The 25,277-nt window shown below is 37.5% G+C and carries 21 protein-coding genes; 10 read left to right on the top strand and 11 right to left on the bottom strand.

Annotated features, from left to right (window positions below):
- Nucleotides 1-289 precede the first annotated feature (289 nt).
- Nucleotides 290-3,616: a trifunctional glycoside hydrolase family 18/polysaccharide deacetylase/glycosyltransferase family 2 protein gene (locus QFZ87_RS24365; protein WP_309868093.1), complete on the top strand. Its 3,327-nt coding sequence runs from the start codon at nucleotides 290-292 to the stop codon at nucleotides 3,614-3,616.
- 102 nt (nucleotides 3,617-3,718) lie between these two features.
- Here QFZ87_RS24365 and QFZ87_RS24370 read toward each other — a convergent pair whose 3' ends face one another.
- Nucleotides 3,719-4,285 carry a hypothetical protein gene (locus QFZ87_RS24370; protein ID WP_309867378.1) on the bottom strand — a complete coding sequence of 189 codons (567 nt, stop codon included), beginning with the start codon at nucleotides 4,283-4,285 and terminating at the stop codon, nucleotides 3,719-3,721.
- Nucleotides 4,286-4,532: 247 nt separating this feature from the next.
- Between QFZ87_RS24370 and QFZ87_RS24375 the strand changes: the two genes are divergently transcribed.
- Nucleotides 4,533-4,853, top strand: a complete 321-nt coding sequence (locus QFZ87_RS24375) for a YbjQ family protein (protein WP_309867380.1) — start codon at nucleotides 4,533-4,535, stop codon at nucleotides 4,851-4,853.
- A gap of 3 nt (nucleotides 4,854-4,856) precedes the next feature.
- Entirely contained in the window at nucleotides 4,857-5,081 is a 225-nt protein-coding gene (locus QFZ87_RS24380) for a hypothetical protein (protein WP_309867381.1), read from the top strand.
- A gap of 295 nt (nucleotides 5,082-5,376) precedes the next feature.
- Here the strand turns inward: QFZ87_RS24380 and QFZ87_RS24385 are convergent, their stop codons facing one another.
- Nucleotides 5,377-6,255 carry a VOC family protein gene (locus QFZ87_RS24385; protein WP_309867383.1) on the bottom strand — a complete coding sequence of 293 codons (879 nt, stop codon included), beginning with the start codon at nucleotides 6,253-6,255 and terminating at the stop codon, nucleotides 5,377-5,379.
- 343 nt (nucleotides 6,256-6,598) lie between these two features.
- Here QFZ87_RS24385 and QFZ87_RS24390 point away from each other — a divergent pair, with 343 nt between their 5' ends.
- A complete protein-coding gene (locus QFZ87_RS24390) occupies nucleotides 6,599-8,041 on the top strand; it encodes a L,D-transpeptidase family protein (RefSeq protein WP_309867386.1) in 1,443 nt (480 codons plus the stop codon).
- A gap of 145 nt (nucleotides 8,042-8,186) precedes the next feature.
- Here QFZ87_RS24390 and QFZ87_RS24395 read toward each other — a convergent pair whose 3' ends face one another.
- Nucleotides 8,187-9,698, bottom strand: coding sequence for a malate:quinone oxidoreductase (locus QFZ87_RS24395; RefSeq protein WP_309868095.1), 1,512 nt, complete (start codon nucleotides 9,696-9,698; stop codon nucleotides 8,187-8,189).
- A gap of 359 nt (nucleotides 9,699-10,057) precedes the next feature.
- Between QFZ87_RS24395 and QFZ87_RS24400 the strand changes: the two genes are divergently transcribed.
- The gene (locus QFZ87_RS24400; RefSeq protein ID WP_309867388.1) at nucleotides 10,058-11,248 is read left to right on the top strand and encodes an MFS transporter; all 1,191 of its coding nucleotides are present in this window, start codon (nucleotides 10,058-10,060) and stop codon (nucleotides 11,246-11,248) included.
- A gap of 84 nt (nucleotides 11,249-11,332) precedes the next feature.
- Here the strand turns inward: QFZ87_RS24400 and QFZ87_RS24405 are convergent, their stop codons facing one another.
- Together QFZ87_RS24405 and QFZ87_RS24410 are read right to left on the bottom strand one after the other, a co-directional pair.
- Nucleotides 11,333-13,417 carry a serine hydrolase gene (locus QFZ87_RS24405; protein ID WP_309867389.1) on the bottom strand — a complete coding sequence of 695 codons (2,085 nt, stop codon included), beginning with the start codon at nucleotides 13,415-13,417 and terminating at the stop codon, nucleotides 11,333-11,335.
- 50 nt (nucleotides 13,418-13,467) lie between these two features.
- Nucleotides 13,468-13,746 (bottom strand): hypothetical protein, encoded by a 279-nt coding sequence (locus QFZ87_RS24410; RefSeq protein WP_309867391.1) that lies wholly within the window; start codon nucleotides 13,744-13,746, stop codon nucleotides 13,468-13,470.
- Nucleotides 13,747-13,866: 120 nt separating this feature from the next.
- Between QFZ87_RS24410 and QFZ87_RS24415 the strand changes: the two genes are divergently transcribed.
- Complete coding sequence (locus tag QFZ87_RS24415; protein ID WP_309867393.1) at nucleotides 13,867-14,775, top strand: nuclease-related domain-containing protein; 909 nt, start codon at nucleotides 13,867-13,869, stop codon at nucleotides 14,773-14,775.
- A 456-nt stretch (nucleotides 14,776-15,231) separates the two neighbouring features.
- Here QFZ87_RS24415 and QFZ87_RS24420 read toward each other — a convergent pair whose 3' ends face one another.
- The gene (locus tag QFZ87_RS24420; RefSeq protein ID WP_309867395.1) at nucleotides 15,232-15,405 is read right to left on the bottom strand and encodes a hypothetical protein; all 174 of its coding nucleotides are present in this window, start codon (nucleotides 15,403-15,405) and stop codon (nucleotides 15,232-15,234) included.
- Nucleotides 15,406-15,546: 141 nt separating this feature from the next.
- Here QFZ87_RS24420 and speD point away from each other — a divergent pair, with 141 nt between their 5' ends.
- Genes speD through QFZ87_RS24435 form a run of 3 tightly spaced genes read left to right on the top strand, consistent with a single transcriptional unit; the run spans nucleotide 15,547 to nucleotide 17,441 of the window.
- Nucleotides 15,547-15,957 (top strand): adenosylmethionine decarboxylase, encoded by a 411-nt coding sequence (gene speD, locus QFZ87_RS24425; RefSeq protein ID WP_309867397.1) that lies wholly within the window; start codon nucleotides 15,547-15,549, stop codon nucleotides 15,955-15,957.
- Nucleotides 15,954-16,949, top strand: a complete 996-nt coding sequence (locus QFZ87_RS24430; protein ID WP_309867399.1) for a spermine/spermidine synthase domain-containing protein — start codon at nucleotides 15,954-15,956, stop codon at nucleotides 16,947-16,949. Before speD ends, QFZ87_RS24430 begins: the two co-directional genes overlap by 4 nt.
- A 57-nt stretch (nucleotides 16,950-17,006) precedes the next feature.
- Entirely contained in the window at nucleotides 17,007-17,441 is a 435-nt protein-coding gene (locus QFZ87_RS24435) for a hypothetical protein (RefSeq protein WP_309867402.1), read from the top strand.
- A gap of 99 nt (nucleotides 17,442-17,540) precedes the next feature.
- Here QFZ87_RS24435 and QFZ87_RS24440 read toward each other — a convergent pair whose 3' ends face one another.
- From QFZ87_RS24440 to QFZ87_RS24460, 5 genes are all read right to left on the bottom strand, one after another.
- A complete protein-coding gene (locus QFZ87_RS24440; RefSeq protein WP_309867405.1) occupies nucleotides 17,541-18,674 on the bottom strand; it encodes a Ger(x)C family spore germination protein in 1,134 nt (377 codons plus the stop codon).
- A complete protein-coding gene (locus QFZ87_RS24445; RefSeq protein WP_309868098.1) occupies nucleotides 18,675-20,183 on the bottom strand; it encodes a spore germination protein in 1,509 nt (502 codons plus the stop codon). It abuts the gene before it with no gap.
- Nucleotides 20,173-21,270, bottom strand: a complete 1,098-nt coding sequence (locus QFZ87_RS24450; RefSeq protein WP_309867409.1) for a GerAB/ArcD/ProY family transporter — start codon at nucleotides 21,268-21,270, stop codon at nucleotides 20,173-20,175. The genes QFZ87_RS24445 and QFZ87_RS24450 overlap by 11 nt, the downstream gene beginning before the upstream one ends.
- Before the next feature lie 140 nt (nucleotides 21,271-21,410).
- Nucleotides 21,411-22,721: an MFS transporter gene (locus tag QFZ87_RS24455; RefSeq protein ID WP_309868101.1), complete on the bottom strand. Its 1,311-nt coding sequence runs from the start codon at nucleotides 22,719-22,721 to the stop codon at nucleotides 21,411-21,413.
- 116 nt (nucleotides 22,722-22,837) lie between these two features.
- Nucleotides 22,838-24,064: a methyltransferase domain-containing protein gene (locus tag QFZ87_RS24460; RefSeq protein ID WP_309867411.1), complete on the bottom strand. Its 1,227-nt coding sequence runs from the start codon at nucleotides 24,062-24,064 to the stop codon at nucleotides 22,838-22,840.
- Between the two features lie 227 nt (nucleotides 24,065-24,291).
- Between QFZ87_RS24460 and QFZ87_RS24465 the strand changes: the two genes are divergently transcribed.
- On the top strand, nucleotides 24,292-25,227 hold the full coding sequence (locus QFZ87_RS24465; protein ID WP_309867413.1) for a PD-(D/E)XK nuclease family protein: 936 nt from the start codon (nucleotides 24,292-24,294) through the stop codon (nucleotides 25,225-25,227).
- Nucleotides 25,228-25,277 lie beyond the last annotated feature (50 nt).

A 25,277-nucleotide genomic window follows, 5' to 3' on the forward strand; every position in this document is an offset into this window, starting at 1 on the left:
CGGTTTTTTTCTGGCCTTTTTACCTTTGAATAGTTTTAGAATTCCATTATTGCTTGCTTTTTCACTATTGTTCCGTCTTAATATCGTCGCCTTGTTCCTTGGCACGTTGATTACCATTTTTATTCCTAATATTCGTGATTTACCTATCCTGGATTTACGTATATTCGAAGATTATTGGCTATTTTCTGCCCTAAAGACTAAAATCCAACATTCACAAAGCATTGTATCAGGTGTCTTTGGAGGATTGATTGGCCTTGTCTGCTATTTTTTCTTCCACTGGTTTTACAATTTGGGGCTTAAAAAAGGGGAATTAAATCAAGAACATGTTTTTCTTGATCCTGCAAAAAGACGCTGGACCATTATCAAAAGAATGAGTGCAGGCTTTATGGTTTTAATTGTTTTAGTGTCGACAATTTTTATCAAAAGTCTTACTACGAATCCGATATTTCCTGAGCTGCAATTGAAGGAGAGTACAACAAGCGAGATCGAGCCAATTAATACAATGTTCAGTGAAGAAGAGCTTGCTTCACAAGTACAAAAAACGAATGCCGGCCCGCTTATACAAAAAAATACGGATAAAAAACTACTATCTAGTAAACAAGAAGTTTATGGTTTTTACGTCAATTGGGACCAAAACAGCCAAACTTCTTTCAAAAAAAACATCAATTCGGTTACAACATTAGTTCCGGAGTGGCTGCAGATTACTCCTAGTCTTACCCTTAAAACCTCTACAGACAGCTCTATCGTGGCAGACGCAAAAGCACATGATATAAAGATTCTCCCATTAGTTCATAATTTTAATAAAAACAAATGGGATGGTAATACACTGCATCGATTATTTACTACACCTGGTGCTGAAGATCTTTTTATTAATAAGTTGTTAGCTTATGTGAGAACGAATGACTTTGACGGTATTAATATAGACTTTGAAGAAATCCATCCAAATGACAAAGATCATTTCACTCGTTTTATTGGTAAAGTTTCTGAAACATTTCATCAGCATGGTCTCATGGTCACAATGGATGTCCCGCCGAAGAATAATAGTTTTAACTATGCTTCTTTAGCAGCTAAAGTGGATCGGATGATTGTCATGCTATATGACCAGCACAATTCGATGAGTACACCTGGACCTGTCGCTCCATCTGATTGGGTAAAGATGAACTTAAATCAGCTAGATATCCCTTCCGAAAAATTGATTGCGGGTCTGGGAAGCTATGGTTACGACTGGGAATTAAACTCTAATCAGCCTGCAAAAACGGTAGCCTTCGGGGATATCATGGATTTGGGAATTGGAACCAACCTTCAAATTCATTGGAATCAACAATCAGGAAACCCTTATTTAATGTATAAAATAAATGGAAAAAACCATATCGTTTGGTTTTTAGATGCTGCTACATTTTATAATCAAATGAAGGTAGCGGAAGAAAGTGGCTCAAGTGGAATTGCGGTTTGGCGACTCGGTTCTGAGGACCCTTCTATTTGGAAATATATAAATAAACCAAAGGAAATGCAAAATCCAGCCACTGCCCTTAAAACCCTGGTCAATCCTAAGCCTGTTCACAATACAGGGGCAGGAGAAATTTTGAGAATTAATTCTCAAGCAGAAAAAGGAAAAAGATTGATTAAATTGGATTCGAACGGACTGATTCAAAGCGAAACCTATGAAAAATTACCAATGCCCTATAATCTGGCTCGGTATGGAAAGCCAAAACGTAAGGAAGTAGTCCTAACCTTTGATGACGGTCCGGATCCAACCTATACACCACAAATACTCGACATTTTAGATAAGAATCATATAAAGGGAACTTTCTTTATTATCGGAGAAAATGCTATGAAGCATCCGAAACTGGTTAAAAGGGTATTTAATGAAGGACATGAAATCGGCAACCATACCTTTACCCATTCCGAAGTTACCTCCATCACCCCATTTCAAATGAGAATGGAGTTAAATGCAACCCAACGTTTATTTCAGGAAATTACTGGTCATTCGCTGACCCTTTTCCGTCCGCCGTATGTGGCCGATGCTGAACCAGCCACAAGAAGCGAACTGGCTCCTATATTGCAGTCACAGGATATGGGGTATACCTTAGTTGGTGAGACAATTGACTCTGACGATTGGCAAGCACTTTCTAGCGAAAAAATAGTGAAACGGGTATTGGATCAGCTGCCAGAAGGAAATGTGATTTTGCTTCACGATGCTGGCGGTGATCGCTCTAATACTGTAAAGGCGCTCCCTATTATTATTAAAGAACTTAAAAAGCGCGGCTATACATTTACAACCGTTGCTGAGTTACTTGGAAAAAGTAATACTCAACTTATGCCCCCTGTTAATCAGGACAGCCCTTATTTGGTCTATAACAAGGCTGTATTTATGCTTTTACAAGGTTGGCACTCAGGATTAAACATCCTGTTCTACTCCGCTATCCTTTTAGGAATTCTACGGCTAGTTGTCTTTGTTTTCCTTTCTAGGAAACAGGTAAAAAGGTATAAAGAGATTGAAATCGACCCTAGCTTTACACCTTTTTCCAGTGTTGTGATTGCTGCCTATAACGAAGAAAAAGTAATTTGCAAGACGGTTGAATCTATTTTATCCAGTGATTACCCAGCTTTTGAGGTGTTGATTATCGACGATGGCTCAAAGGATGAAACGGCTACTGTTGTTCATGATACTTATGCAAACCACCCTCAAGTCAGATTAATTAAAAAATCCAATGGGGGAAAATCTTCCGCTGTTAATCTTGGTTTTAAAGAAGCAAAAGGGGAAATCGTGGTCGCACTTGACGCTGATACACTTATCGCTGAAGATGGTATCTCTTTGCTAGTTAACCATTTTAAAGATGAAGATGTTGCAGCTGTTTCCGGGAATGTCAAGGTTGGCAATAAGGGAAACCTTCTTACAAACTGGCAGCATATTGAATATGTGACAGGGTTTAACCTAGAGAGAAGGGCCTTTGCCGCTCTTAATTGTATTACGGTTGTACCAGGTGCAATCGGTGCATGGAGAAAGAAGGACGTACAAGAAGCAGGATACTATCAAGAGGATACATTGGCAGAAGATACTGATATCACTCTTACTCTCTTACGCCAAGGGAAAAAGATAGAATTTGAAGAAAAGGCTTATGCCTTTACTGAAGTACCGGAAGATATTAAAAGCCTAGCAAAACAGCGATACCGATGGGTCTATGGTACGTTACAATGTTTATGGAAGCATCGTGGGGCTTTATTCAATAAAAAACATAAATCCTTAGGATTTATCGGTCTTCCTAACATGTGGCTTTTTCAATATATTTATCAAACCATATCGCCTATTGCGGATATATTGTTCATTTTTGCCCTTTTTAGCACGCACCCTGGAAGAGCAGCCATCGGATTTTTCTTATTCTACTTGCTAGATTTCTTTACTTCTCTATACGCGTTTCGATTGGAGAAAGAAAGTCCTAAACCACTGGGTTCATTGTTTTTGCAACGAATCTTGTACAAGCAGCTTATGACTTACGTGGTGGTAAAGTCTATCTTCTCAGCAATAAAGGGAGTAACCGTTGGTTGGAATAAACTAAAACGAAATGGTAATGTAACTCCGGAAACCTCTACCGGGAAGGTTAAGGAATATATGTAATGGAGTCTTTACAGCGGTCTTTCCCAGTTTGGGGAAGACCTTTTAATTTTGACTTATAATCAAAAAGGACCACCATCTTTTGGTGATCCCTTTTAGAAAAAACTACATTTTCTTTCCGTTGTTTTCTTTACTATCCTGACGACTCTCAGCCTTTTCTTTTGCAGCTTGAGAAACCTGTTGCCCATAGTTAGAAGGCGTTGTGGTAGTACTTGGTGTATTCGATCCCGTCGTCATTGGTGTAGTGGTCGAGGTTGGTGTCGTTGATGTATTTGTTGGCGTTGTTGCTTTTGAGCTAGTTGCAGGTATGGTTGGTTCAGCAGGCGTAGTAGTTGTTGTTGCATTAGCTTTGGCAGGATTTGTTATAGATTCCTTAGTGTTCTGTTGATTGGCTGCAATGGACCTATCACTCTCATTTTTTAATGCCACTTGGAAAGAATCTATATTATGAGCAATCTTGTTTTGCCGGTCTTTAACATTCAATGTTGACGTTTGATCTTCTACCGTTTTTTCTTTGGTTACATCCACTATTTTTCGGTCCCCGGATATTGTTGAAGCAATTTTTTCTTTCAATTGTTTGGCGGGTGGGGTGGCTAATAAGGCGTTGGTAACAGAAAACGTAACAGCTCCTGCTAACACCATTGTAAGGGCACCCTTGGTTAGTTTTTTCATGCTATTCCCCTCGTGAGTTGTTTATTCATATTAGAATAATACGAATGTAACAAAATGTATTATGGGGGTAGTAAAAAATAGAATTTTGGAATCCATCAAATCATTCTCATCCATTCCTCTAAAAGAATCTGTAAAAATACTATAATTTAAGTTTAAATAGGTGTTGATTTAATAATTAATGGTATTTATATCCAAAGCAAAGTAAAATAAATGTGTAGTATTTATTTTTGTTAGGGGGCGGATTCATATGATTATTGTAACAACCGAAAATATTGCTAATCATAAAGTCACGGAAGTATTAGGTCCAGTTTTCGGATTAACCGTTAGGGCAAGAGGAATTGGCAAAGATATCATTGCTTCTTTTAAGGGGCTAATCGGCGGAGAAATCAGTCAGTATACAGAAATGCTTGAAGATGCTAGAAAACAAGCTATCGACCGTATGGTAAAAAACGCTACGTCAATGGGTGCAAACGCGATCATTATGATGCGCTTTGACTCTGGCGAAATTGGCCAGAATATGAGTGAAATTGTGGCTTATGGAACAGCTGTTATTGCTGAAAAGGAATAACCGATGAAATGGGTTATTGGCTTTTACGGTATTCAACTGTTAGTTCTGATTATTTTAATCATCGGATCGTGGCTCATTTGGGACCGCCGCTTCAAAGCAAAACATGGTCAACAAGTGCCTAAAGGCTTTGTCCGAACAAATGAGGTATCCATCGATCCAACTACAAGTAAAAGATTAGTAGTCTACTTCAACTCGGAAACCGGAGAGCGTTTTTATAAAGAAGAATAAGAATATTTAATAAGGAGCCGTGGCATGTTTTTACCTAGCCAGACTCCTTTTCATTTGAATTTTTTATTTTAGAAAGGAAAGAAAAGTATGCTGCATTTAAAGACGATTACAAAAGACAATTGGTGGAAGGCGATTTCACTACGCGTTCGGGAGGATCAAGTAAAGTTTGTTGCATCCAATGTTTCCAAGAGATAGACGGTTTAATTATCAACGATGAACAGGTATCCCGCTTTACGTTTTAACGTGAAAAAGCTGACAATGGCCAATGCCATGTCAGCTTTTTATTATGATTCTTTCATAATCGAGCTTTTTCCAAAACGTCTAAATCAATTTTTTTCATCTTAAGGAGTGCCTCAGTAACCCTCTTGTTTTCATCTCTTGATCCTTTAAACAAGATCTCATCAATGTTCCTGGGGACAATCTGCCACGAAAGTCCAAATTTATCCTTTACCCACCCGCATTGTTCTGCCTCGGGTACGGCTGAAAGCCTCTCCCAATAGTAATTAATCTCTTTCTGATCTTTACAGTTTATAATGAGTGAAAATGCTTCATTAAAGTTGAAATCGGCGTCATAGCCATGATCCATTGCCGTAAAATTCATACCGCAAAGATTGAAAGCAGCATAATTCACGTTTGCCTTTGATGACATGGCTTCTCCTGCTTCATATTTGCTGATTATCCCTATTTCTGAATCCTCAAATATTCCCGTATAGAACTCTATTGCTTCTTCCGCTTTCCCACATGAATCATTAGAAAAAAGCAAGTGAGGTGTAATCTTTTGATCAGCTTGTCCATTATCTACAAGCATCAACTGCCAAGACAAGCCAAATCTGTCCTGAACCCAGCTATACCACTTGCTAAAGGGATATTCACCTAATGGCATTAATTCCGTCCCGCCTTCTACTAAAGCCTTCCATTTAGTATTTACTTCTTCTACAGAGATGCAAGCTACCATCAAAGAAATGGAAGGATTAAATTTGAAGTAAGGACCTGCACTGATTGCCTGGAATGGCTGTCCGGCCAATTCAAAGCTTACCAATTCTGAATCTCCAGAAGGAGTATTTTCAATCACTGTTACATTTAATAGTTTTGAATTGTCAAATAAACTAGTATAAAACAAGGCAGCCTCTTTCGCTTCTTTGTCATACCATAAATGTGGAACAATTTTTTGCATAAGGACCTCCTACATAAACCTCTATTGGGATTAAGATGATCATGTTTATTACTTCTATACTATTTAATTATTTCCTCTTAGAAAATATTCAACCTTAAATGGAGAAAAAAATACTGCAACTACCTAAGCTCTGAATCTCCGAATCTTTTGCTAAATTCGAATGAATTAATCCCAAAAAAAATTAAATTTTTCCAACCAAACAAATAATGACAAACTTCGACTAAAACATCTTGTACAATAGTAAACAAAAGTTATAATAATGTAATATAATTGTAATCTTAGGATGCAGTTTAAAGTTGGTGAACATCGAAACAAGTCCACCATGTTGCGGGGGGAATTTTATATGGAAAGTTCATTACGTACGGAAGAAAGTAACATACCACGGAGACAATCATCTAAGCGGTTTTCGAACTGGAAGGTTATCACAACCAGCATAATCATTATTATTGCAATTTTATTGGGTGCAATCAGCTATTATCAGGCAACCCACTTTAATGCACAGATCAAGATAAATGGTATAAAAGTCAAGAGCCTGACCGCTGATCAAGCTTTGAAAAAATTAAAAACAGCTAATTTAAAAAACATAGTCTATGTCGGTGAACAACAAATCTTAGATGGAAAAGATACGAAGATGGTATTTTCAGATAAAGATTTGTCAGCTGTCAAAAAACTATTAAGCAACCAACGGACATTTTTTCCTTCATCAAAAGCAAAGAACTTTTCATTACAGCCTAACCAAACGGATCAGTATCGAAGCCAGACACTGAAAAAACAAGTGGAAGAAAAGTTGGTCGCCCTTAATAAGAGTTTAAAAGTGCCTAAAGATGCAGAGGTTACTTTAAAACAAGGTAAAATTGTCATCTCTAAAAGTATTAGCGGAGAGCAATATGATGTGGCCAATCTATTAAAAGAATATGAGAATCATAAATATACAAGTGAAATCCATCTGAATTCTGCTTTCATACAACCAATTAAGGAAGACAGTGAAATTGTAAAAAATGAAGAGAAAAAGCTGCAGGAACTCCTTCAGCAAACTGTTGATTATAAAGTACAGGATAAAGTTTATTCACTAAATGCCAGCGAACTAATTAAAAATGCATCGGTTTCAAAAGACATGAAGGTAACGATTGACGCGGGTGATATTAAAAATAAGATTGCAGAAATTAATCACACTCAATCCACTTTAAATAAAAATTTCAGCTTTAAAACCCATTCAGGTTCAGTTATTTCGGTAAAAGGTCAAGGATATGGCTGGGCATTAGATGTGGAAAAGGAAACCGCCCAGATTCAGGCAGCTTTTGAAAACGGAACGAAATCCCTTGCTGCTTCTAATATTATTGGACATGGCTGGAAGAATGAAGGATACGGCTATGAAACGACTACGAACAATGGTATTGGCGATACATATGCTGAAGTGTCCATTGCTGAACAGCGGATTTGGATCTACAAAAAAGGTAAATTAGTAGTCACAACAAATGTTGTGACCGGCAAACACAACACCGGTAATGATACATCAAAAGGCGTGTGGTATGTCCTCTATAAACGAACACCTTCCACACTAACAGGCAGAGAGCTCGGTGGAGATGAAAGTTATTCCGTAAAGGTTAACTATTGGGCTCCTTTTACAAATGACGGTCAAGGGTTCCACGATGCCAGCTGGCGGTCAAACTGGTCAAGCAAGGCCTATTTAAATGCAGGATCGCATGGCTGCGTAAACACGCCGCCAAATGTTATGAAAACCGTATTTGATAACCTCAGCACATATGAGCCGGTTGTTATCTATTAAGAAATAGCAATCTCAATCATAAAAAATCAGGAAATCGTTAATGATTTCCTGATTTTTTGTTCCTTTGTAATAACCCATTAAGAATCTTCAATCTACAGCTAGATCAAAGATTCTATGGTTTATTTTGAATGATACATCTAAAGAATTAACTATGAACCATTTCTTTCACGCTCAGACCCAGTGTCTGTGCTGTGAATGTATCAATTTTTTTGAACATCTCCGGATTTTCCATTAGTGACATGCCATAAGAAGGGATCATTTCTACTATTTTCGATTCCCACTCTTCAAAATGTTGTGGGAAGCATTTTTCTAATACCTCAAGCATTACTTGAACGGCAGTAGATGCACCCGGAGAAGCGCCGAGCAAAGCAGCTACCGAGCCATCAGCGGCACTAATAACTTCCGTACCAAATTGAAGTGTTCCTTTACCACCGGCCTCGGTATCCTTAATCACCTGCACACGTTGGCCCGCAACCACTATATCCCAATCCTCCATTTTGGCATTCGGAATAAACTCGCGTAATTCTTCCATACGCTTTTCATTCGATAACAAAACTTGCTGGATCAGATATTTTGTCAGAGACAACTCTTTTGCACCTGCAGCTAACATTGTGAGAAGATTATCTGGTTTTACAGAACCTAACAAATCCAAATTCGAACCAGTTTTTAAGAACTTTGGTGAGAAACCAGCAAACGGCCCAAACAGTAATGATTTTTTATTGTCAATAAATCTTGTATCTAAATGTGGAACTGACATTGGAGGAGCGCCAACCTTAGCCTTACCGTACACTTTTGCATGATGCTGCTCCACCACTTCCGGATTGTTACATACCATAAATAGGCCGCTTACCGGGAACCCTCCGATATGCTTTGACTCAGGGATACCGGTTTTTTGTAATAAAGGCAGACTTCCACCCCCACCGCCGATAAAGACGAATTTGGCCGTATGGCGTTCGATGTTACCAGTAGCCATATTCCACACTTTCAATTCCCATAAGCCGTCACTTGTCCGTTTAATATCGTCCACTTGATGATTGTATTTGATTTCAACGTTTTGAGTTTTTAAGTGGTCAAACAACATGCGTGTTAACGCACCAAAGTTAACGTCTGTTCCAGAATCAATTTTTGTAGCCGCTATTGGTTCATTCGATGTACGGCCTTCCATTATCAGTGGAATCCACTCTTTCAGTTTTTCAGGGTCATCGGAAAATTCCATTCCTTGGAACAGAGGATTGTTTGATAGCGCTTTAAATCTTTTTTTCAAAAACGATACATTTTGTTCCCCTAGTACTAAACTCATATGAGGTATTGGCATGATAAAATCCTGTGGATCACGAATGAGATCCTTGTTTACAAGATAAGACCAAAACTGTCTAGATAGCTGAAACTGTTCATTAATATTTATTGCTTTGCTAATATCTATAGATCCGTCCGGTTTTTCGGAAGTATAGTTAAGTTCACACAGTGCAGCATGACCCGTACCCGCATTATTCCATTCGTTTGAGCTTTCTTCTCCAGCATTTTCGAGTTTCTCGAACACTTTGATTTCCCATTCAGGTGCTAACTCTTTTAGTAATGATCCCAAAGTCGCACTCATGACCCCTGCACCAATTAAGATAACGTCTGCTGTTTTCTGTACGTTGCTCATGATAACCATCCTTACTCCGTATATTTGCAAAAAAAGTAGTCGCTCTAGCTTAGATATCATAAAAAGCAGGGCGCCACCTAAGAACACACCTTATCTGTCTCATTTATAAACACTCATTAGTCTATTATAATTATTTATTCATTATATTATCTACTATTATCTAATAATTATAAACTATTTAAACTTAGTAAAAAAGTGAGAAATCATCCCACCGTATCCTAAGTACACCCAAAAACCGCTTTTTCTCCCATATAATTCAAGAAATTAATTTAAATACAAGGGTTTCTCCAGAAAATTGTTTTATGGTATGATGAGTAAATTGCTTACCTATCCTATTACATTTTCATTCATCAAGAAAAGAGGTATTTATGCAAGACACTAGATTATCTAAGCAACATTGGTTTCTTATTTTCACACTTACCTTATTAACATTTGTTCTCGGGACAAGCGAGTTTGTGATCGTTGGGATCTTAACGGATATTTCCTCGAACCTTCATATAACCAATGCAAAGGCAGGTACGCTCGTTTCTGCATTTGCCATTACGTTTGCCATTGCTACACCGATCGTGATGTCGGCCACAAGCCATTTTCCAAAGCGGAAGTGGATGTTGTTTTTAATCGGAGCATTTATCGTCTTAAATGCTTTGAGCATCATTTCGACAAGTTACCTTATGCTCCTTGCCATTCGGATGGTAACAGCGATTGTAACAGGAGTATTAATTTCTCTTGCCATGATTGTGGCTAGTGAAACCATACCAATCGCCAAACGCAGTATTGCCATATCTTTCGTTTTCGGTGGATTTACATTAGCAAACGTGGTTGGAGTTCCCATCGGTACGGTTATCGCAGAATGGTACACCTGGCATGCCACTTTTATGTTAACAACAGTTCTGGGTGGTGTGGCATTTGTGGCCTCCTTCTTCAACTTGCCAAGTAAGCTCAGCCAATATCGCAGCTCGATGCGGGATCAATTCTCTTTGTTGACACACCCAAGAATTTTAATGGCATTCTTTATTCCATCTCTTGGTTTCGGAGGAACGTACGCGGTATTTACGTATCTTGTGCCGATTTTAAAGCAGATGGATGCACCAAGTAGTTCCATCAGTTTGATCTTGTTTGGTTACGGATTTATTTCTATTTTTAGCAACATCCTTGCTGGTAAAATTGCCAGCCACAATGCAATTGGCCGTTTGCGGTTTGTTTTTCTCATACAAGCATTTGTTCTGATTGCTCTTTATTGGACGACCGATAACTTTATCTTTGGTTTGGTAAACATCGGCTTGATGTCATTAATGGCCATTCTTTTAACAACATCTACCCAGCTTTATTTGATTGACCTTGCCAGTATTTATCAACCAAAGGCAACAGGACTCGCCGCTTCCTTGATGCCTGTCGCAAGCAATGTCGGTATTGCCCTTGGTTCTGCATTAGGCGGAATTGTCTACCATGAAGGCACTTTAATCAATGTGACACTTGTCGGTGGGGTGGTTGCAATTTTTGCGAGTTTGCTCACTTTCTTCAGTCATCGCTTGGACCAACAACAGAAGAAACTGGCTTAAAGAGTTTGTTGCAAAAAACAGCGGTGCCCTTTAAAGCACCGCTGTTACTGTATTTATTATTAATCTTTTGAAAAATTATTTCTGTTACTGCATGACCTTCCAGAATTCCCCCGCTACTGCTTCGTAACCTGGTAGACTTAGATGGATGTTTTGCGGATTTGGAATATAATCTGCAAAATGACTACCATTTATCGCTTGAACGGTTGGAACAAATGTATCCCCATGCTGAACCGCCTGAACTTGAATTTGAGCATTAAAACCCTGAACTAATTGATTTATCAGCTCTTTTTGTTGTGGATCAGTTATATATGGAAATGGGTTGTAATAGCCCATTACATATACCTTAACATTGGGATTAAGTTGATCAATGGTACCAAGAATAGTACTGATTTTACCAGCAATGACCGGAATCTCATTTATTGCTGCCAGTGGATCCTTTTGTACCACCGGAAGCAAATCATTTGCCCCAATATCAATGGTAAGATGAGTGGCGCTTTTAATTTCTTGTTGAACTGCGTCCTTCTCTAAATCTGTTATGATATTATCCGTTTTATATCCTGAAACACCTAGGTTTACAAATTTGAGCAGTTGATACGATTTTGTAAAATCCTTGGCAATGTAATTTGGATAACCCCAGTCTGGGTCTACTCCATTTACCACAGGTCTGTCTTGCCCTTGTGGAGTCATTCCTGCTGCTAACGAATCCCCTAAAGCAAGATAATTGATCTGAATCCATGCCCCGTCTGAACCTAGTTTATAACCTTGGATGACCGTATCGGCAGCCATTTGACCCTCTTGTTGGAAGAAATACCATTTTCCTTCGATTTCCTTCCAGCCAACAACCATATCTCCGCTATCCGAAAGGTAATATTTCTTTCCTGATACTTCGAGCCAGCCTGTTTCCATTACTCCCGAATGATTAAAGTAATACCATTTATTTTTAATTAAAGCCCACCCTGTACGCATTTCACCGTTAGACTGGAGGTAATACCACTCACCGCCTAATAGCAGCCAGCCGGTTTTCATTTCACCTGTAGATTGAAGGTAATACTGTTTATTATTCGTTTTGAGCCAACCGGTTTTCATCGCTCCGGATTGATCAAGGAAATACCAGGCCTTACCATTAAATAGCCAGCCAGTCTTCATGGAGCCATCTTTATTTAAGTAGTACCATTTGTTCCCTGTCTTTAACCAGCCCGTTTTCATTACACCTGCTGAATCGAGGTAATACCATTGCCCTTTATACTGAACCCAGCCAGTGACTTTTCCATTTGTTGTGTAATAATACCATTTTCCATTCGATAATACCCAACCCTGTGGTTGAAATTCATTCCAAACCATACTTGATATTTTACTAATAGTATCGATTCCATATGAGAGGGATGGATTATTCGCTGTCAGAACAGCAATAACATAATTTTTTCCTTGACCATTAATGTATCCCACACTATTGACATTTTTTCCAGTAGTGACCCAGCCATTTTTTAACGCCACACTAACCCCTGATGGAATTCCGTAGCTTGTTCCCCACCGTTGGTCTGATACTACGTTCCGCATAAGATTTAGGCCATATGCTCTTTGGGAATCAGTTAATAAGGCATTGGGATAGGCAAAATATTTCATTATGGTAAGTTGGTCCGAAACAGTAGTAGTGGTTCGTCCCCACCAACCGCCAGTACCTGCAATGGTACTTGTCATCCCTATTTTTTGAAAAAAGGGCTGGACTTTTGTTTCGCTTCCAAGCTGTCGCCACAGCGTACTTGCCGCGCTGTTATCACTATTTTCTATCATTCTAGTTAATAATGAATTCACATTACTAGTAATAGGGATTTTTTGATACAGTACGTCTGCCATAATTGAAATTTTCACAACACTTTGAGTATTGTAGGTTTTTGACGGATTGTATGTATAGGTTTTTCCTGTGTTTGCATCGTAAACGCCAACAGAAACGGTGCCACTTCTTGAAGAAATATAATTGGTAACATCAGATCCTAATACCGTGGATGCCTTTACAGGAGCTTTTCCATACATTAGCATGGCCATTCCTACCAAGGCACATGCAACTAGTTTCTTATAAGCTTTCATTTCATTATCCTTCCCTGCTAATCTATGAATCTTATTATATAATACTGCACCTTTATTCATATGAATAGTAATTACTACACTCATACAAATAACCCGTCTCTTAATTTAGAGACAGGTTGTTTTTTTACTTGGTTTTAATTGTTCAATCCCATGAAGCCGATAAAAGATAAGATCCATAGCAATGGAATTAAATTAATGATGATTGAAAATCGTTTCTTCTTTACACGGAATACCCAGGCTAAGATGGAACAGATGATTACAGCAACCGGATATAAGGTAATGGTGAGAACAAAAGAGCCGTTAGCTAGATTCACCCCACTGTCGAAGCTCATGAATGACAATCCCCAAATGACGAACCAGGGAATCAAAGAAAGTGCAAATAGGAGTTGGCTAATAATTAGATATAGTTTCATATATTCCTCCACTAGTAAATGGCTAACCCTTAAAATGTTAACAGAATATTCATATTCCTTAAATCGTATCTCGATAATTTTTTGTAAAATTATTATTGAGAATATGAAAGGAAGTGTCATATGATACTTAAAAATTTATATGAATCGGATGAATTATTGGCTTTGCGGTCCTTAAACACGCGAATGGAGTTAACTAATCAAGAAAAATTACGCTATTTAAACCTTGAAAAAGGTTTTGAAGGGGAAAAGAAGTTTGACTTAATGGCAGAATGCATTAAAGAAGAAAGATATATTATCAATGACTTGCTGCTTAAAGTTAGTAACTCTTATTTTCAAATTGATAAATTAATTATTTCACAGGGAGTTATCCACCTGTTGGATATTAAATATTTTCAAGGGGATTTTTACATAGAAGAAGGTAAATTCATTGCAATGAAGACCGAACGAGAATATAAAAATCCTTTCGACCAATTAAAAAGGAGTTCTCTTCTATTCCGCCAATTGCTCCAAAGCCTCAAGCTAAACTTCCTTGTTGAACCCCAGGTTATCTTTATCAACCCTGAATTCACCTTATACCAAGCCCCCATGGACCTACCTGCTATCTTTCCAACCCAAGTAGATAAATTCTTAAAAAATATAGATAACATACCGTCAAAGTTAAATGATGGGCACAAGAAATTAGCCCAACAATTACTTTCTTTGCATCAAACTAAGAATCCACATACTGTTCTCCCGGAGTATACCTATGAACAGCAGCAAAAAGGGATGTATTGTTGTTTTTGTCATTCCTTTCAGCTTTCTAAATCATACAATGAACTTGTATGCGGAAAGTGTGGCGGACGTGAAAAGATCGAACTAGCTATTTTGAGGAATGTAAAGGAGTTTCAGCTGCTATTTCCAGAACGAAAGGTTACTACCCAAAGCATCTATGAGTGGTGCAATGGAGAATTAAGTAGACGGACTTTTAGTAGAGTTTTGAAGAAGCACCTAACGGTTGTTGGAAGTACAAGTGATACCTATTATAAATAAATGACCTATGACTATTGATTTATTAATACTTAATTAATGTTTTCGGGTCCTTCCTGGAATGAGGCTAGTTGGATTTTTGACAAGGTTTTGGTTTTTTCCTCATGCACTGTCAGAAGTTGCCTTCCGTTCTGACAGTGTTTCTATTTTTTCCGCTTACTCTGTCCGAAGTTGACCTGCCTTCTGACAGTGTTTCTATTTTTTTCGCTTACTCTGTCCGAAGTTGACCTGCCTTCTGACAGTGTTTCTATTTTTTTCGCTTACTCTGTCAAAAGTTTCCTTTCCTTCTGACAGTGTTTTGATTTTTCCCCCTACTCTGTCCGAAGTTGACCTGCCTTCTGACAGTGTTTTGATTTTTCCCCCTACTCTGTCCGAAGTTGACCTGCCTTCTGACAGTGTTTTGATTTTTTCCACCTACTCTGTCCGAACTTGCCTTCTCTTCTGACAGTGTTTATATTTTTAACGCATACTCTGTCCGAAGTTTCCTTCCCTTCTGACAATGTTTCGCTCTTTCCGCTTACTGGTGTCCGAACTTGCTTTGTCTTCTGACAATGTTTCACTCTTTTTCGCCTGCCCTGTCCGAAGTTGCCTTGCCTTCAACGCTTCTTCGAGCTTGTGCTGTGCAATGATCATTTCTGCTACTCCTTTGAAAGTTCCCCTTCCGCTTACCTCTTAAATTTGTCCAATTTCCAAAAAACTAAGACAAGCACACAAGATTTTCAAACAAAATCCCCATATCATAATGAAAAGGAACATGGAGGGAATGATTCGACTTTGACTATCGAAGGAAAGCACATAATCATTGATGGATTTAAGTGTGATTCTTTACATTTGAATAACATTGCCTTTTTAGAAAACCTCTGCAAAAAGGCAGCGTTAGATGCAGGAATGGAGATTTTACACTCTTACTTTCATCAATTTCAGCCACAGGGTGTAACGGGTGTCCTCGTTTTATCCACTTCTCATTTATCCATTCATACCTGGCCTGAAGAGAGGTATGCGTCATTAGATATTTATACATGTGGAGATTCTGACCTAACTGCCCCTGTAAATTTACTTTTAAAAGAATTGTCTGCACAAAAAGCAATGGTCTACTCCATTAACCGGGGTATGTCTCAACCTCAATTAATCTACTGTAACGAATTCACCGCTACTGACGATTCTAAAGGAGAGAACCAAGTATGAACAGAATGTATCGACCGACTAACGCCTGGTTATCGCCAGCATTTACACATACAAATAAACCCACACAACAGCAACCGCAACAGCAGCAGCAAAAAGACACTACAAATGAAATCGCTGATCTGTGGGACCACATTGCATTAAAAACGTTACAACAAGGGAAACACAAAAATCTATTAAAGGTAAAAAGTGACTTCCAAGACATTCAAATTGTCGAAGCCCGTGATATTAGGATGTATTTAAATAATCAGTTGCAATTCAGCACATTAGATGAACGAATTTACCATGAAGCGTTGGTTCATCCGGTCTTTAGTCTTACACGTTCGAGGAAGCGAGTACTTATTGTAGGCGGCGGTGATGGGTTAGCAGTAAGGGAAGTGCTTAAATATAAAGACGTCAAACATATAGACCTTGTGGATTTGGATCCTGAGGTACTTAAGGCTGCCAAACATAATTCAAGTTTAGCAGCTATTAACGAGCACTCTCTTCATGATCCACGTGTAAAGCTTCATCCGATGGACGCTGTTAAGTTTCTAGCTGACAACCCAACACCCTACAATATTATTATTGTAGATTTTCCTGACCCAACAGACCAAATCATCAGCGATCTTTACACCACTGAATTCTATTCGATGTTAAAACGTTCTTTGACGAATGATGGAGTGTTCGTTTGTCAATCCAACTCTCCCGAGGATACCCCTATTGTTTTTTGGAGTATAGGAAAAACAATAGAAGCTGCGGGATTTCGTACACTTAGTTATCATACGATAGTTCCGTCTTTTGGAGATTGGGGATTTCATATTGGATCGCCAAAGTCCATCACGTGGTCAGGAAATCGTGTGGAAGTACCGCACCAAACGTTACCCTCTCAATTAAAAGATATGTCCTATTTCCCATACGCCATGTTAGCAGGTAAAAGTAAGGCAATCGTAAATACCAAGAAGAACTCTAACTTGCATAATATCTTTAAGAAAGAAGTTCTATACTTGGATTAATGCCGGAATGGACTTTCCATCCCAACCCTATTTAATACATTATCAAGGTGGTTAAGTATGCGAACCAGAAACATAAAACCAGATGCTTATGGATCATTATATAAACAGGATGGGGCCATTCTTCCTGTTGTTTCCGGAGACCTTGTGGATTTTGATATTTCAGGACCGTCCCAAAATACGAGACCCGATGTGGCTGCGAATCGAATTAGTATATTCAAATCAGGTGTCTATCAAATAACAGCAGATGTATCCGTTTTGTTAAAAGAAGGCCAAACTGTTTTATTTAATATTAATCTCTGTCCTAATGGGACCCTTCCACTAATAGGTTCCTATTTTGACGCCATCGATATAAGCACGATTACAGGAAAAACCGTCCAAGCCTACTTAAATGTAGGAGACCAAGTTGGAATATATATGGCTGATACTTTTGCTCCTGTCGGAAGACCCAGATATAATAGGGCTTCACTAACGGTACATTTGCTAGACTCCTAATAGCGCAGTTATACAATAATTTATTTGCGTAACATAACAAAATGCCCTGAACAGAAGAAGCAGGGCATTTTGTTTCATTAAAAGTAAAAATGTAATCAGTTATCTATTTTTTAGCTGCTCCGTATTTAATACAGTGACATTCACATTGATTTTATTGATTGTATCCGGTTCAAGAGGGATTACCCCATTTTGTGCAATTTTCTTCCATTCTTTATTCTTTTGTTTATAAAGGACATCGGATAGCTCATATATATCGATATGGTCCGCTAAACCTTTTTTATAGGTTTCTTCTATTTGCTTCCGTATTTCCTTTTCAGCCAATTTCTTTAATTCTTTACTCGTTTTTTGTTTCAAAATTTCCGTTGTTTTAAAATCCGCTTTTACATCAATTGTGAACTTTACTTTGTTATTGAGCATGACGGGAGAAATTTTAGATTTAATATTGATCGTTGGACCTACTACAATCGTTTTATTCTCTTCTTTAATACTTAACTTCGTTCTCTTTATCTTTCTTGTCATCCACCTATCGCCAAGCAAATCATTGCGTGAAAGAAAACCTACATATTTTTTCCCATTTAAAAATCCACTGCCATTAATGTAAACAACAGGATGTTCTTTCCTATTCTCTTCCCATGTCTTTTTTGCCACACTTAAGTAGGGGATATGCGTTGTAAAGGCCGGTTCAGATAACTTTCTATCTAGTTCAAACAATTGTATTGGTTTAATACTGGAGCTTTGCTTATAGATGTCATCTGGATTACTGAGTTGTGAATATAAAACTGTGATATTCAGAATCGGTTTAGCTGTAAAAACTTCTTCAACAGGATCTCTTGTTCCGAAGGTCCAAAGGATATTTCTTATCTGGTAATAACGCTTTAAGAAATCATTTACATGAATAATTTTTCCACCTTTTAATATGTTTTCGGTATAAACTATAGCGGTTATATGTTCCCATGAGTATCGCTGCTGTGCGGTAGTATATAAATCAAAAGCAGCGTCATTGATGGTTTCACCTGTACCTTTTACTGTTGCAATCGTTTGAGGCTGTCTGCTAGCGCCCCCCTCTTGTTTAGCCAGGTTATTAAAGTCAATCACCTGTCCATATAGCAAGTACTCCCCATCTTTATAATCAACAGCAAGTGCATGAATATATAATTGTTGTTCCACTTCTTTTATATCCCAACAACCTGATAGGATCATAACGACAAATAGGATTAAACAGCAATTTCTCATTTATGAATCTCCTTGCCTTGTTGGGTCAGTGGGATTCAGTGAAGCAGGTCTTCTTTTAAGAAAATTCCACGGTAATTGAAAATGGCCAGACAGTAATTCCTTAAACCTAATAGGAGATAATGGTGTGAGATAAGGAACTCCAAACGAACGTAAATTAACAAGATAGGTCAAAAAGAAAAACACGGACAGTAAATAGCCTAATAACCCTAGAATTGATGAGGTTAAGATGATGACGATTCTTATGATGGATATGATCCCGTTTAATTCCTGATTCCCAATCGTATAGGTAGCTACTATTGATATCGCAATTACCACTAAAACGGTTGGTGCGGTTAATCCTGCACTAATTGCTGCTTGCCCTATGATTAACCCCCCGACTACTGATAGAGTTTGTCCAAAGGGGGTGGGCATTCTAAGTCCCGCTTCTTTAAAAAGTTCGAAGAGTAACGCCATAATCATTACTTCTATTGGTACAGGTAAGGGTACTCCTTGTCGATTAAGTAGGATGGTTGCTAATAAACTATAAGGTAATTGGTCCGTATGATAAGACATGAGCGCTAACCAAAAACCTGGTAAAAATAAGGAGATAATTAGAGATAAATAGCGGATGACTAGTCCGAATGAGCCTAATAGGAATGGACTGTGGGCATCCTCAGGTGATTTCAATAAAAATGACAGTGTTGCTGGGCCGATGATCGCAGTTGGCAATCCATCAATGAGGATGGCAAATCTTCCATGTAATAGCGCATCTACAACAAAGTCGGGTCTTCCCGTATACATAAACATTGGAAATAATTTTTTGTTTCCATTAATCAGTTCAGTTAGTTGATCGGTAGAAATAATCCCATCGTAGTTTATAGAATTGATTTTGTCTTTTATAGTCGATATTAAATTTGGATCTGCAATGTCCGATATATAGAGTAAGCCTATTCTTGTATTTGAGCGTTCTCCTACCACGATTTGCTCATATTTAAAGGTGTTTGACTTCAATCTTTTTCGAATTAAGGCAATATTAATTGATAATGTCTCAATGAACCCTTCTTTTGGTCCTTTAATGGATACTTCTGTGTTCGGCTCCTCAATGGATCTTTTTGGTATGTTACAAAAATTCATTAGAAAGAAGGTGTGTAATTCTTCTATGAAAAAAATAAGATTGCCACTAAAAACCTCAAACATAATACTACTTTCGATATTGGTAGGATCCATTTTCTTTATAGGAAATTCTAAAATCTCATCTAATGAATCAGAATGGATGTCATTATTTTTTAAGGCATAAATCAGGTGAGGAATAATAGTTTCCACTGCTTTTTCGAAGTTACATAATTCTTCACAATAGATGATTGATAAGTGAAAATTATTTTTACCTACTATATGTTTATTCTGAATGTGAACATCACTGCACTGATCAAAAAGGTTACGAAGTGTGTCCAACATATTTTCAGGAGGATCCTTACTTTCGATTGAAGTAGAGTGACTTTTTTGATTTGATAATAATTCCTTACGCTTCATCAATGACCTTTTCACCTCTTTTTCGATTAAATAAGGAGATGGAGAATAGAAAAATCGAAATACCAAATATGAACCAAAATGAAGCTGGCAATATCCAATCCTTAAGTAATTGGAAGTAAACAATATCACTTATTGGCATAAGTACAACAATCGCAAGTAGTGCATACAGACCGATTAGAAAATACACTCTCCTTTTTTCCTTTTCTACATTCAAGAGATTAGGAATCAAGAAGGTGAAAAAAGAAATTCGTATGTAGGCTCCCGATAACCATTGGTAAAAGGCGAGAAAGTCTAAATGTTCAATGTAAACCCCTAATGAAACTAAGCGCCATTCTTCAAATGCTGGAAATCGTTGACTTTTAGTGTTAAAAGGCCCAAATTCTGCGATGGCTCCAGTTAATGGCCCAATAATTAAACCCAGTAAGGCAAGGCATAAAAGGATCAGGTATTTATAATGGAGTCTCTGATTTAAGTGTTGCTGCACGAACAAGATGGTGACTATTTCGGTTAATCCCGCTAGAACACTAATCAAACCTTTCCAAATGGGGGTATATCCATTTTCTAAGTACGGCTTTAACAGGGAATAATCCTTGTTTTCCAAATTTGCCGTCATTACAAAAAAGCCGAAGATAACAATGGCCGGCAATAAGATGCCTGATATCAAGCCAATCGATCTGATACCCTTGTAGCTGTTATAAAAGCAGACTAATAAGATGGTTGTGATGACCACGATTTTTGGTGTTAATTCTAAGTAGAATGTATTAATAAAACTAAAGGTATCTAGTAAGGTGATAACAGCCAATACAAATACATAGATACATAAAGATAAAATCAGGATATAGGAAACAATGGTTCCCACTCTTTCTTTTAACCAGATGAATAGGTGTTTACCAGCTAATTTTTTGTATATGAAAAAGATGATTGCAGACCAGGCTAGGAAGGGGACACCGGCTACTAGAACAGTAATCCAAGCATCGCGTCCAGACTTATCTAGAAGAACTGGGATGACCATCACATGATTCATTAGTCCAGTGCTTATCATAATAATAAAGAATAACTGTAAGACCGTAATCTTTTGATTTACCATTCCATCCTCCCTCCGTTCTATGATATGTTTTCCAAAATCTGAGTAAATATTTAGGATAGTGGATAGCTTGAATCGCAAAAGAAGATAAAACAAAAAAGACCTATCTCATTTACGTAAGATAGGTCAACAACAGCTAATTATTAAAATTCCGTATCTATAGATACTCTATTCAATTTAATTTCGCTCTTAGTCGTAGATCGCATATTAAAAAGAAGAAACAATACCCCACCTAGAATTTGAATTATATACGATGGTATAAGAGTTAAAAGCACTCCTGAGATTACTAGAGCCACTGGAAGCATGGTCTTTCCAATACTAATGCCAATGCTTAGTACTCGGCCCCTATATTTATCTGGAATCTCATTTTGCATGATATATGAAAAAGGTATGTCAATTAGAGCCACGATCGCACCAATAAAAAACATGACAATACTGTAAAAAATGACGAAAAAAAGTAAAGTAAATGGCCATTTTTCTAAAATGACTGGTAGTCCTGTGATGATTATTAAAATCGATAATGAAACACTCAAATATCGTATGAGCGAGGAATAAGGAATCTTCTTTGTAAGTTTTTTTACCATTAGAGCTCCTACAATCATTCCTACTGGAAAAGAGCCTTGAATAATACCGAAATTCCCTGTTCCAAGTTTCAGTACCGTATTTACGATATAGGGAATTGGAACCGTCACAGTAAAGCCAAGAAAGAAATTTAAAGAAATTAAAAGGACAAACAAATTCATGATGTTCTTTCTTTCCAATACATAATAAAACCCTTCCTTTATTTCCTTAAAAAAATTTATCTCCATTCTTGGTTCTTTTGGCGGTTCAACATTGGATTGTTGTTGGAACTGTTTGAAATTAATTAACATCATCGATATTCCAGATAAGATGAAGGTGATCCCATTAAAGATAAGAAAAGATCTAATATCAAAAATGGCAAAGACTACTCCTCCTAAAATCGGTCCCATTATGGAGGATACTGAATCAATGATTTTACTAATGGAATTGATATTCATCAGCATACTTTTAGATACAATATTTGGCTTTGCCGATTCCATTCCAACTCCAAAAAAAGTGCTAAACACTGTCATCAGGATGGTCGTAACATAAATGAGCCAAAGTTTAAATCCAACTATTCCACTTAAGATAAAAACCACAACTAACAACACTCCGTTTAACAAATCCATTGATACGATTAATTTTTTCTTGTTAAATTTATCAGCAATAACTCCTGCAAAAGGATTGATTATAATCATCGGAATGATCCCCAAAATGAGGGTAGTTGCAAAACTGAGCGACGAACCCGTCAATTTCAACACATAGAGTCCTAACGCAAATTGATAAATCGCTGTACCAAATATTGATATGGTCTTCCCTGTAGAATAGAGAAATACATTTTTTATTTCTGTTCGGTTCCTTCCTCCATTAACACTGAACGGTAAAATAATCATCAAGTATCTGCCTCCATTACCTTTTATAAATAAAGTGTAAGTGGTGGAGTGAACCCTACATCAATAGCCTTTATGAAGGAAATTTTATAAAAAAAGTAAAAAAGATAGGGTTAACCCTACCTTTTGCCGAAAAATGAATAACTAAATATTTCTTCTCCTTGGACAAAAAAATCTTCGTACTTTCCTCCTTTCTCGATGGATTCAGAAGTCCGCTCCTCAATGGGGATATACCCTAGCTTCCTAATATTTTGCTTAATTTTACTGTCTGTAAAATTGTCACGATAGTTGGCTTCAATTTTACTTTTATGGCTGAAATTTTTAAAAGCTAAATAGGACCCCAATAAATATCCATCTAATTTAATTAGAGAATCCACTTCACGAAGTAAAAACGCTTCATGTTCAAAACTGTAATTGCTAGTGCCTGAATGATCGATAACGATATCAACCGTTTGTTTGGATATTGGTATGTCTAGAAAGTCTCCGCAAATAAAAAGTAAATTTCGTTTAGAACCGGTTCTTTCTAGTAAGCTTTTTAGAAACTGGTGCCTCTCTAGATTGTGATCAACAGCAATGTACAGGCAATCATCCGGTAATTCTTGATACATATTCCGTAGAAAAAAACCGAATCCAGACCCTAATTCGAGTATAACTTTTTTGTGTAAATCAATTTGACCAAGTTTCCTTTTTGACCAGTGCAGCCCTTTGTTCATATTTTCTAAATAAAGCGGATCCGTTTCCTGAATATACTCTGGAATATTATTTAAATGCGAAACTTGATCGTTTGAGACGATTGTTTGACCTGTTTGACCTACTCTTAAGATTCCCGATTCAATAAGGTACACTTGGTCACAGTGACAGGTCAGTTTGCCTTCATCAATCTGATTGTTCCTGATGATCCCGTCCTGAAGAGTGAGCGACTTAGCACATTTATTACATCTGAAAATGTCGAGTAGGCTTAAATCAATCCCTATCGTATGGCATGACTCTGAAGAAGGAGTGGTTAACTGGTCTAATTTTTGTTGAAGCCTATCTTGCATGTCTTTTAAACTCTTTATTTCATATTCTAGCTTCTCATGTTTATCCATGAATAGAGATTGATAAAAGGCATCTCTTTCATAATCGGTAAACTTCCCAAGGTTCTTATAGTGAAAAATCATCTTAATTTCGTTTAACTGAAAGCCCATCCCTTTTAATTCTAGAATAAGCTCCAAGTCATTTTGACAGTTCTCATCAAAATAATAATGTCCTCCTTGCTTTTCAGGCACGATTAACCCCAAATCCATATAGTGTCTAATCGCATCTATACTTATTTCATTCACTTTTCCGAACTGTCCGATTCTCATGTTTCATCACCATGACTTATTTATTTTTATATATGACTAGTTCTGCACTTAAATGAAAAATACCTACAAAATATTAACTTTTTCTGAAATACGGAATCCTTTTAACAGCTAGGCTCTAATCAAAAGAACTAGTGCCTCTTCCTTCTCCAAAACATTCCATTTGCTTTTCAGTGCCTTCAGAAAATACAATTCTATTATAGATAATAGCTTTAATGAAGGAGCATTCCATGTACGTTCATCGTGACTTTCCTGACTTTTCGTGGTCGAATTCAAGGCATAAGACCTTTTTAGAGTGTGCGCGAAAGTATTATCATCAATATTATGAATCTCATAATGGCTGGCTGTATGAGTCCCCAGAAGAAAACAAGGCAGCGTATCGTTTGAAAAATATTAAAAATATCCCTATCCTTTTGGGGGATGAAATCCATAAAGTCATTGATCGGCAGTTGAAGAACTTCCTAAATGACAAAGGTTTATTAACTGAAAATGAGCTGATGGGGATGGTTACGCAGAATCTTAACAGGGCCTATCTTGATTCCACTAAGTATCGTCAGCATTGGTTTCAGAAGCCAAAGCGGCACCAAATGCTCCATGAAATATATTATGGAGAGGGCCTTAGCCCGGAGGAAATTAGTGCTGCCAAAATCAAGCTAGAGTTGTGCGTGAAAAATTTCTTCACGAGTAAAACCTATCAAGATATCCTAACAAAGGTAGAAATGCATGTATTACATTCCGAGGATTTTCAAACGTTTGAAGTCAATGGTGTGGATGTATTCGTGGTGTTGGACTTTGTGTACAAAGATGTGAGTCAGGAGAAATGGATTGTGGTCGATTGGAAGACGGGGAAAGAGTCAGAGGATGATAGGAAACAGCTGGCGTTTTATGCCCTCTTCCTTTCAAGAGAACACAAAATACCAGTCGAAGATATTGTATTGCGTAATGAATATTTGTTATCCGGTAAGTGCCAGGAGTATCAATTGACTCCGTTTGAAATCGAGTCGGCTCAACAGCTGATGCATGATAGCATCTATCATATGTTGAACTACTTAGAGGATCCTGTTAAGAATAAGCCGCTTGGTAAAGAGCAGTTTGAGATGAAGCAATCTAAAAGATGCTATAGCTGTAATTTTAGAGAGAAATGTGAAAAAGTCCACCTAAAATAACCTTTTGGTGGACTTTTAACTTATACGAACTAACACTGCTCAAGAATCCC

The organism is Bacillus sp. SLBN-46 (genome assembly GCF_031453555.1).
GTDB lineage: Bacteria > Bacillota > Bacilli > Bacillales > Cytobacillaceae > Neobacillus.

What these genes read in the sequence shown, in the direction of transcription:
- QFZ87_RS24370 (WP_309867378.1), bottom strand. Translation starts at nt 4,285, where the DNA reads ATGAAAAAACTAACCAAGGGTGCCCTTACAATGGTGTTAGCAGGAGCT.
- QFZ87_RS24375 (WP_309867380.1), top strand. Translation starts at nt 4,533, where the DNA reads ATGATTATTGTAACAACCGAAAATATTGCTAATCATAAAGTCACGGAA.
- QFZ87_RS24380 (WP_309867381.1), top strand. Translation starts at nt 4,857, where the DNA reads ATGAAATGGGTTATTGGCTTTTACGGTATTCAACTGTTAGTTCTGATT.
- QFZ87_RS24385 (WP_309867383.1), bottom strand. Translation starts at nt 6,255, where the DNA reads ATGCAAAAAATTGTTCCACATTTATGGTATGACAAAGAAGCGAAAGAG.
- QFZ87_RS24390 (WP_309867386.1), top strand. Translation starts at nt 6,599, where the DNA reads ATGGAAAGTTCATTACGTACGGAAGAAAGTAACATACCACGGAGACAA.
- QFZ87_RS24395 (WP_309868095.1), bottom strand. Translation starts at nt 9,698, where the DNA reads ATGGTTATCATGAGCAACGTACAGAAAACAGCAGACGTTATCTTAATT.
- QFZ87_RS24400 (WP_309867388.1), top strand. Translation starts at nt 10,058, where the DNA reads ATGCAAGACACTAGATTATCTAAGCAACATTGGTTTCTTATTTTCACA.
- QFZ87_RS24405 (WP_309867389.1), bottom strand. Translation starts at nt 13,417, where the DNA reads ATGAGTGTAGTAATTACTATTCATATGAATAAAGGTGCAGTATTATAT.
- QFZ87_RS24410 (WP_309867391.1), bottom strand. Translation starts at nt 13,746, where the DNA reads ATGAAACTATATCTAATTATTAGCCAACTCCTATTTGCACTTTCTTTG.
- QFZ87_RS24415 (WP_309867393.1), top strand. Translation starts at nt 13,867, where the DNA reads ATGATACTTAAAAATTTATATGAATCGGATGAATTATTGGCTTTGCGG.
- QFZ87_RS24420 (WP_309867395.1), bottom strand. Translation starts at nt 15,405, where the DNA reads ATGATCATTGCACAGCACAAGCTCGAAGAAGCGTTGAAGGCAAGGCAA.
- QFZ87_RS24430 (WP_309867399.1), top strand. Translation starts at nt 15,954, where the DNA reads ATGAACAGAATGTATCGACCGACTAACGCCTGGTTATCGCCAGCATTT.
- QFZ87_RS24435 (WP_309867402.1), top strand. Translation starts at nt 17,007, where the DNA reads ATGCGAACCAGAAACATAAAACCAGATGCTTATGGATCATTATATAAA.
- QFZ87_RS24440 (WP_309867405.1), bottom strand. Translation starts at nt 18,674, where the DNA reads ATGAGAAATTGCTGTTTAATCCTATTTGTCGTTATGATCCTATCAGGT.
- QFZ87_RS24445 (WP_309868098.1), bottom strand. Translation starts at nt 20,183, where the DNA reads ATGAAGCGTAAGGAATTATTATCAAATCAAAAAAGTCACTCTACTTCA.
- QFZ87_RS24450 (WP_309867409.1), bottom strand. Translation starts at nt 21,270, where the DNA reads ATGGTAAATCAAAAGATTACGGTCTTACAGTTATTCTTTATTATTATG.
- QFZ87_RS24455 (WP_309868101.1), bottom strand. Translation starts at nt 22,721, where the DNA reads ATGATTATTTTACCGTTCAGTGTTAATGGAGGAAGGAACCGAACAGAA.
- QFZ87_RS24460 (WP_309867411.1), bottom strand. Translation starts at nt 24,064, where the DNA reads ATGAGAATCGGACAGTTCGGAAAAGTGAATGAAATAAGTATAGATGCG.
- QFZ87_RS24465 (WP_309867413.1), top strand. Translation starts at nt 24,292, where the DNA reads ATGTACGTTCATCGTGACTTTCCTGACTTTTCGTGGTCGAATTCAAGG.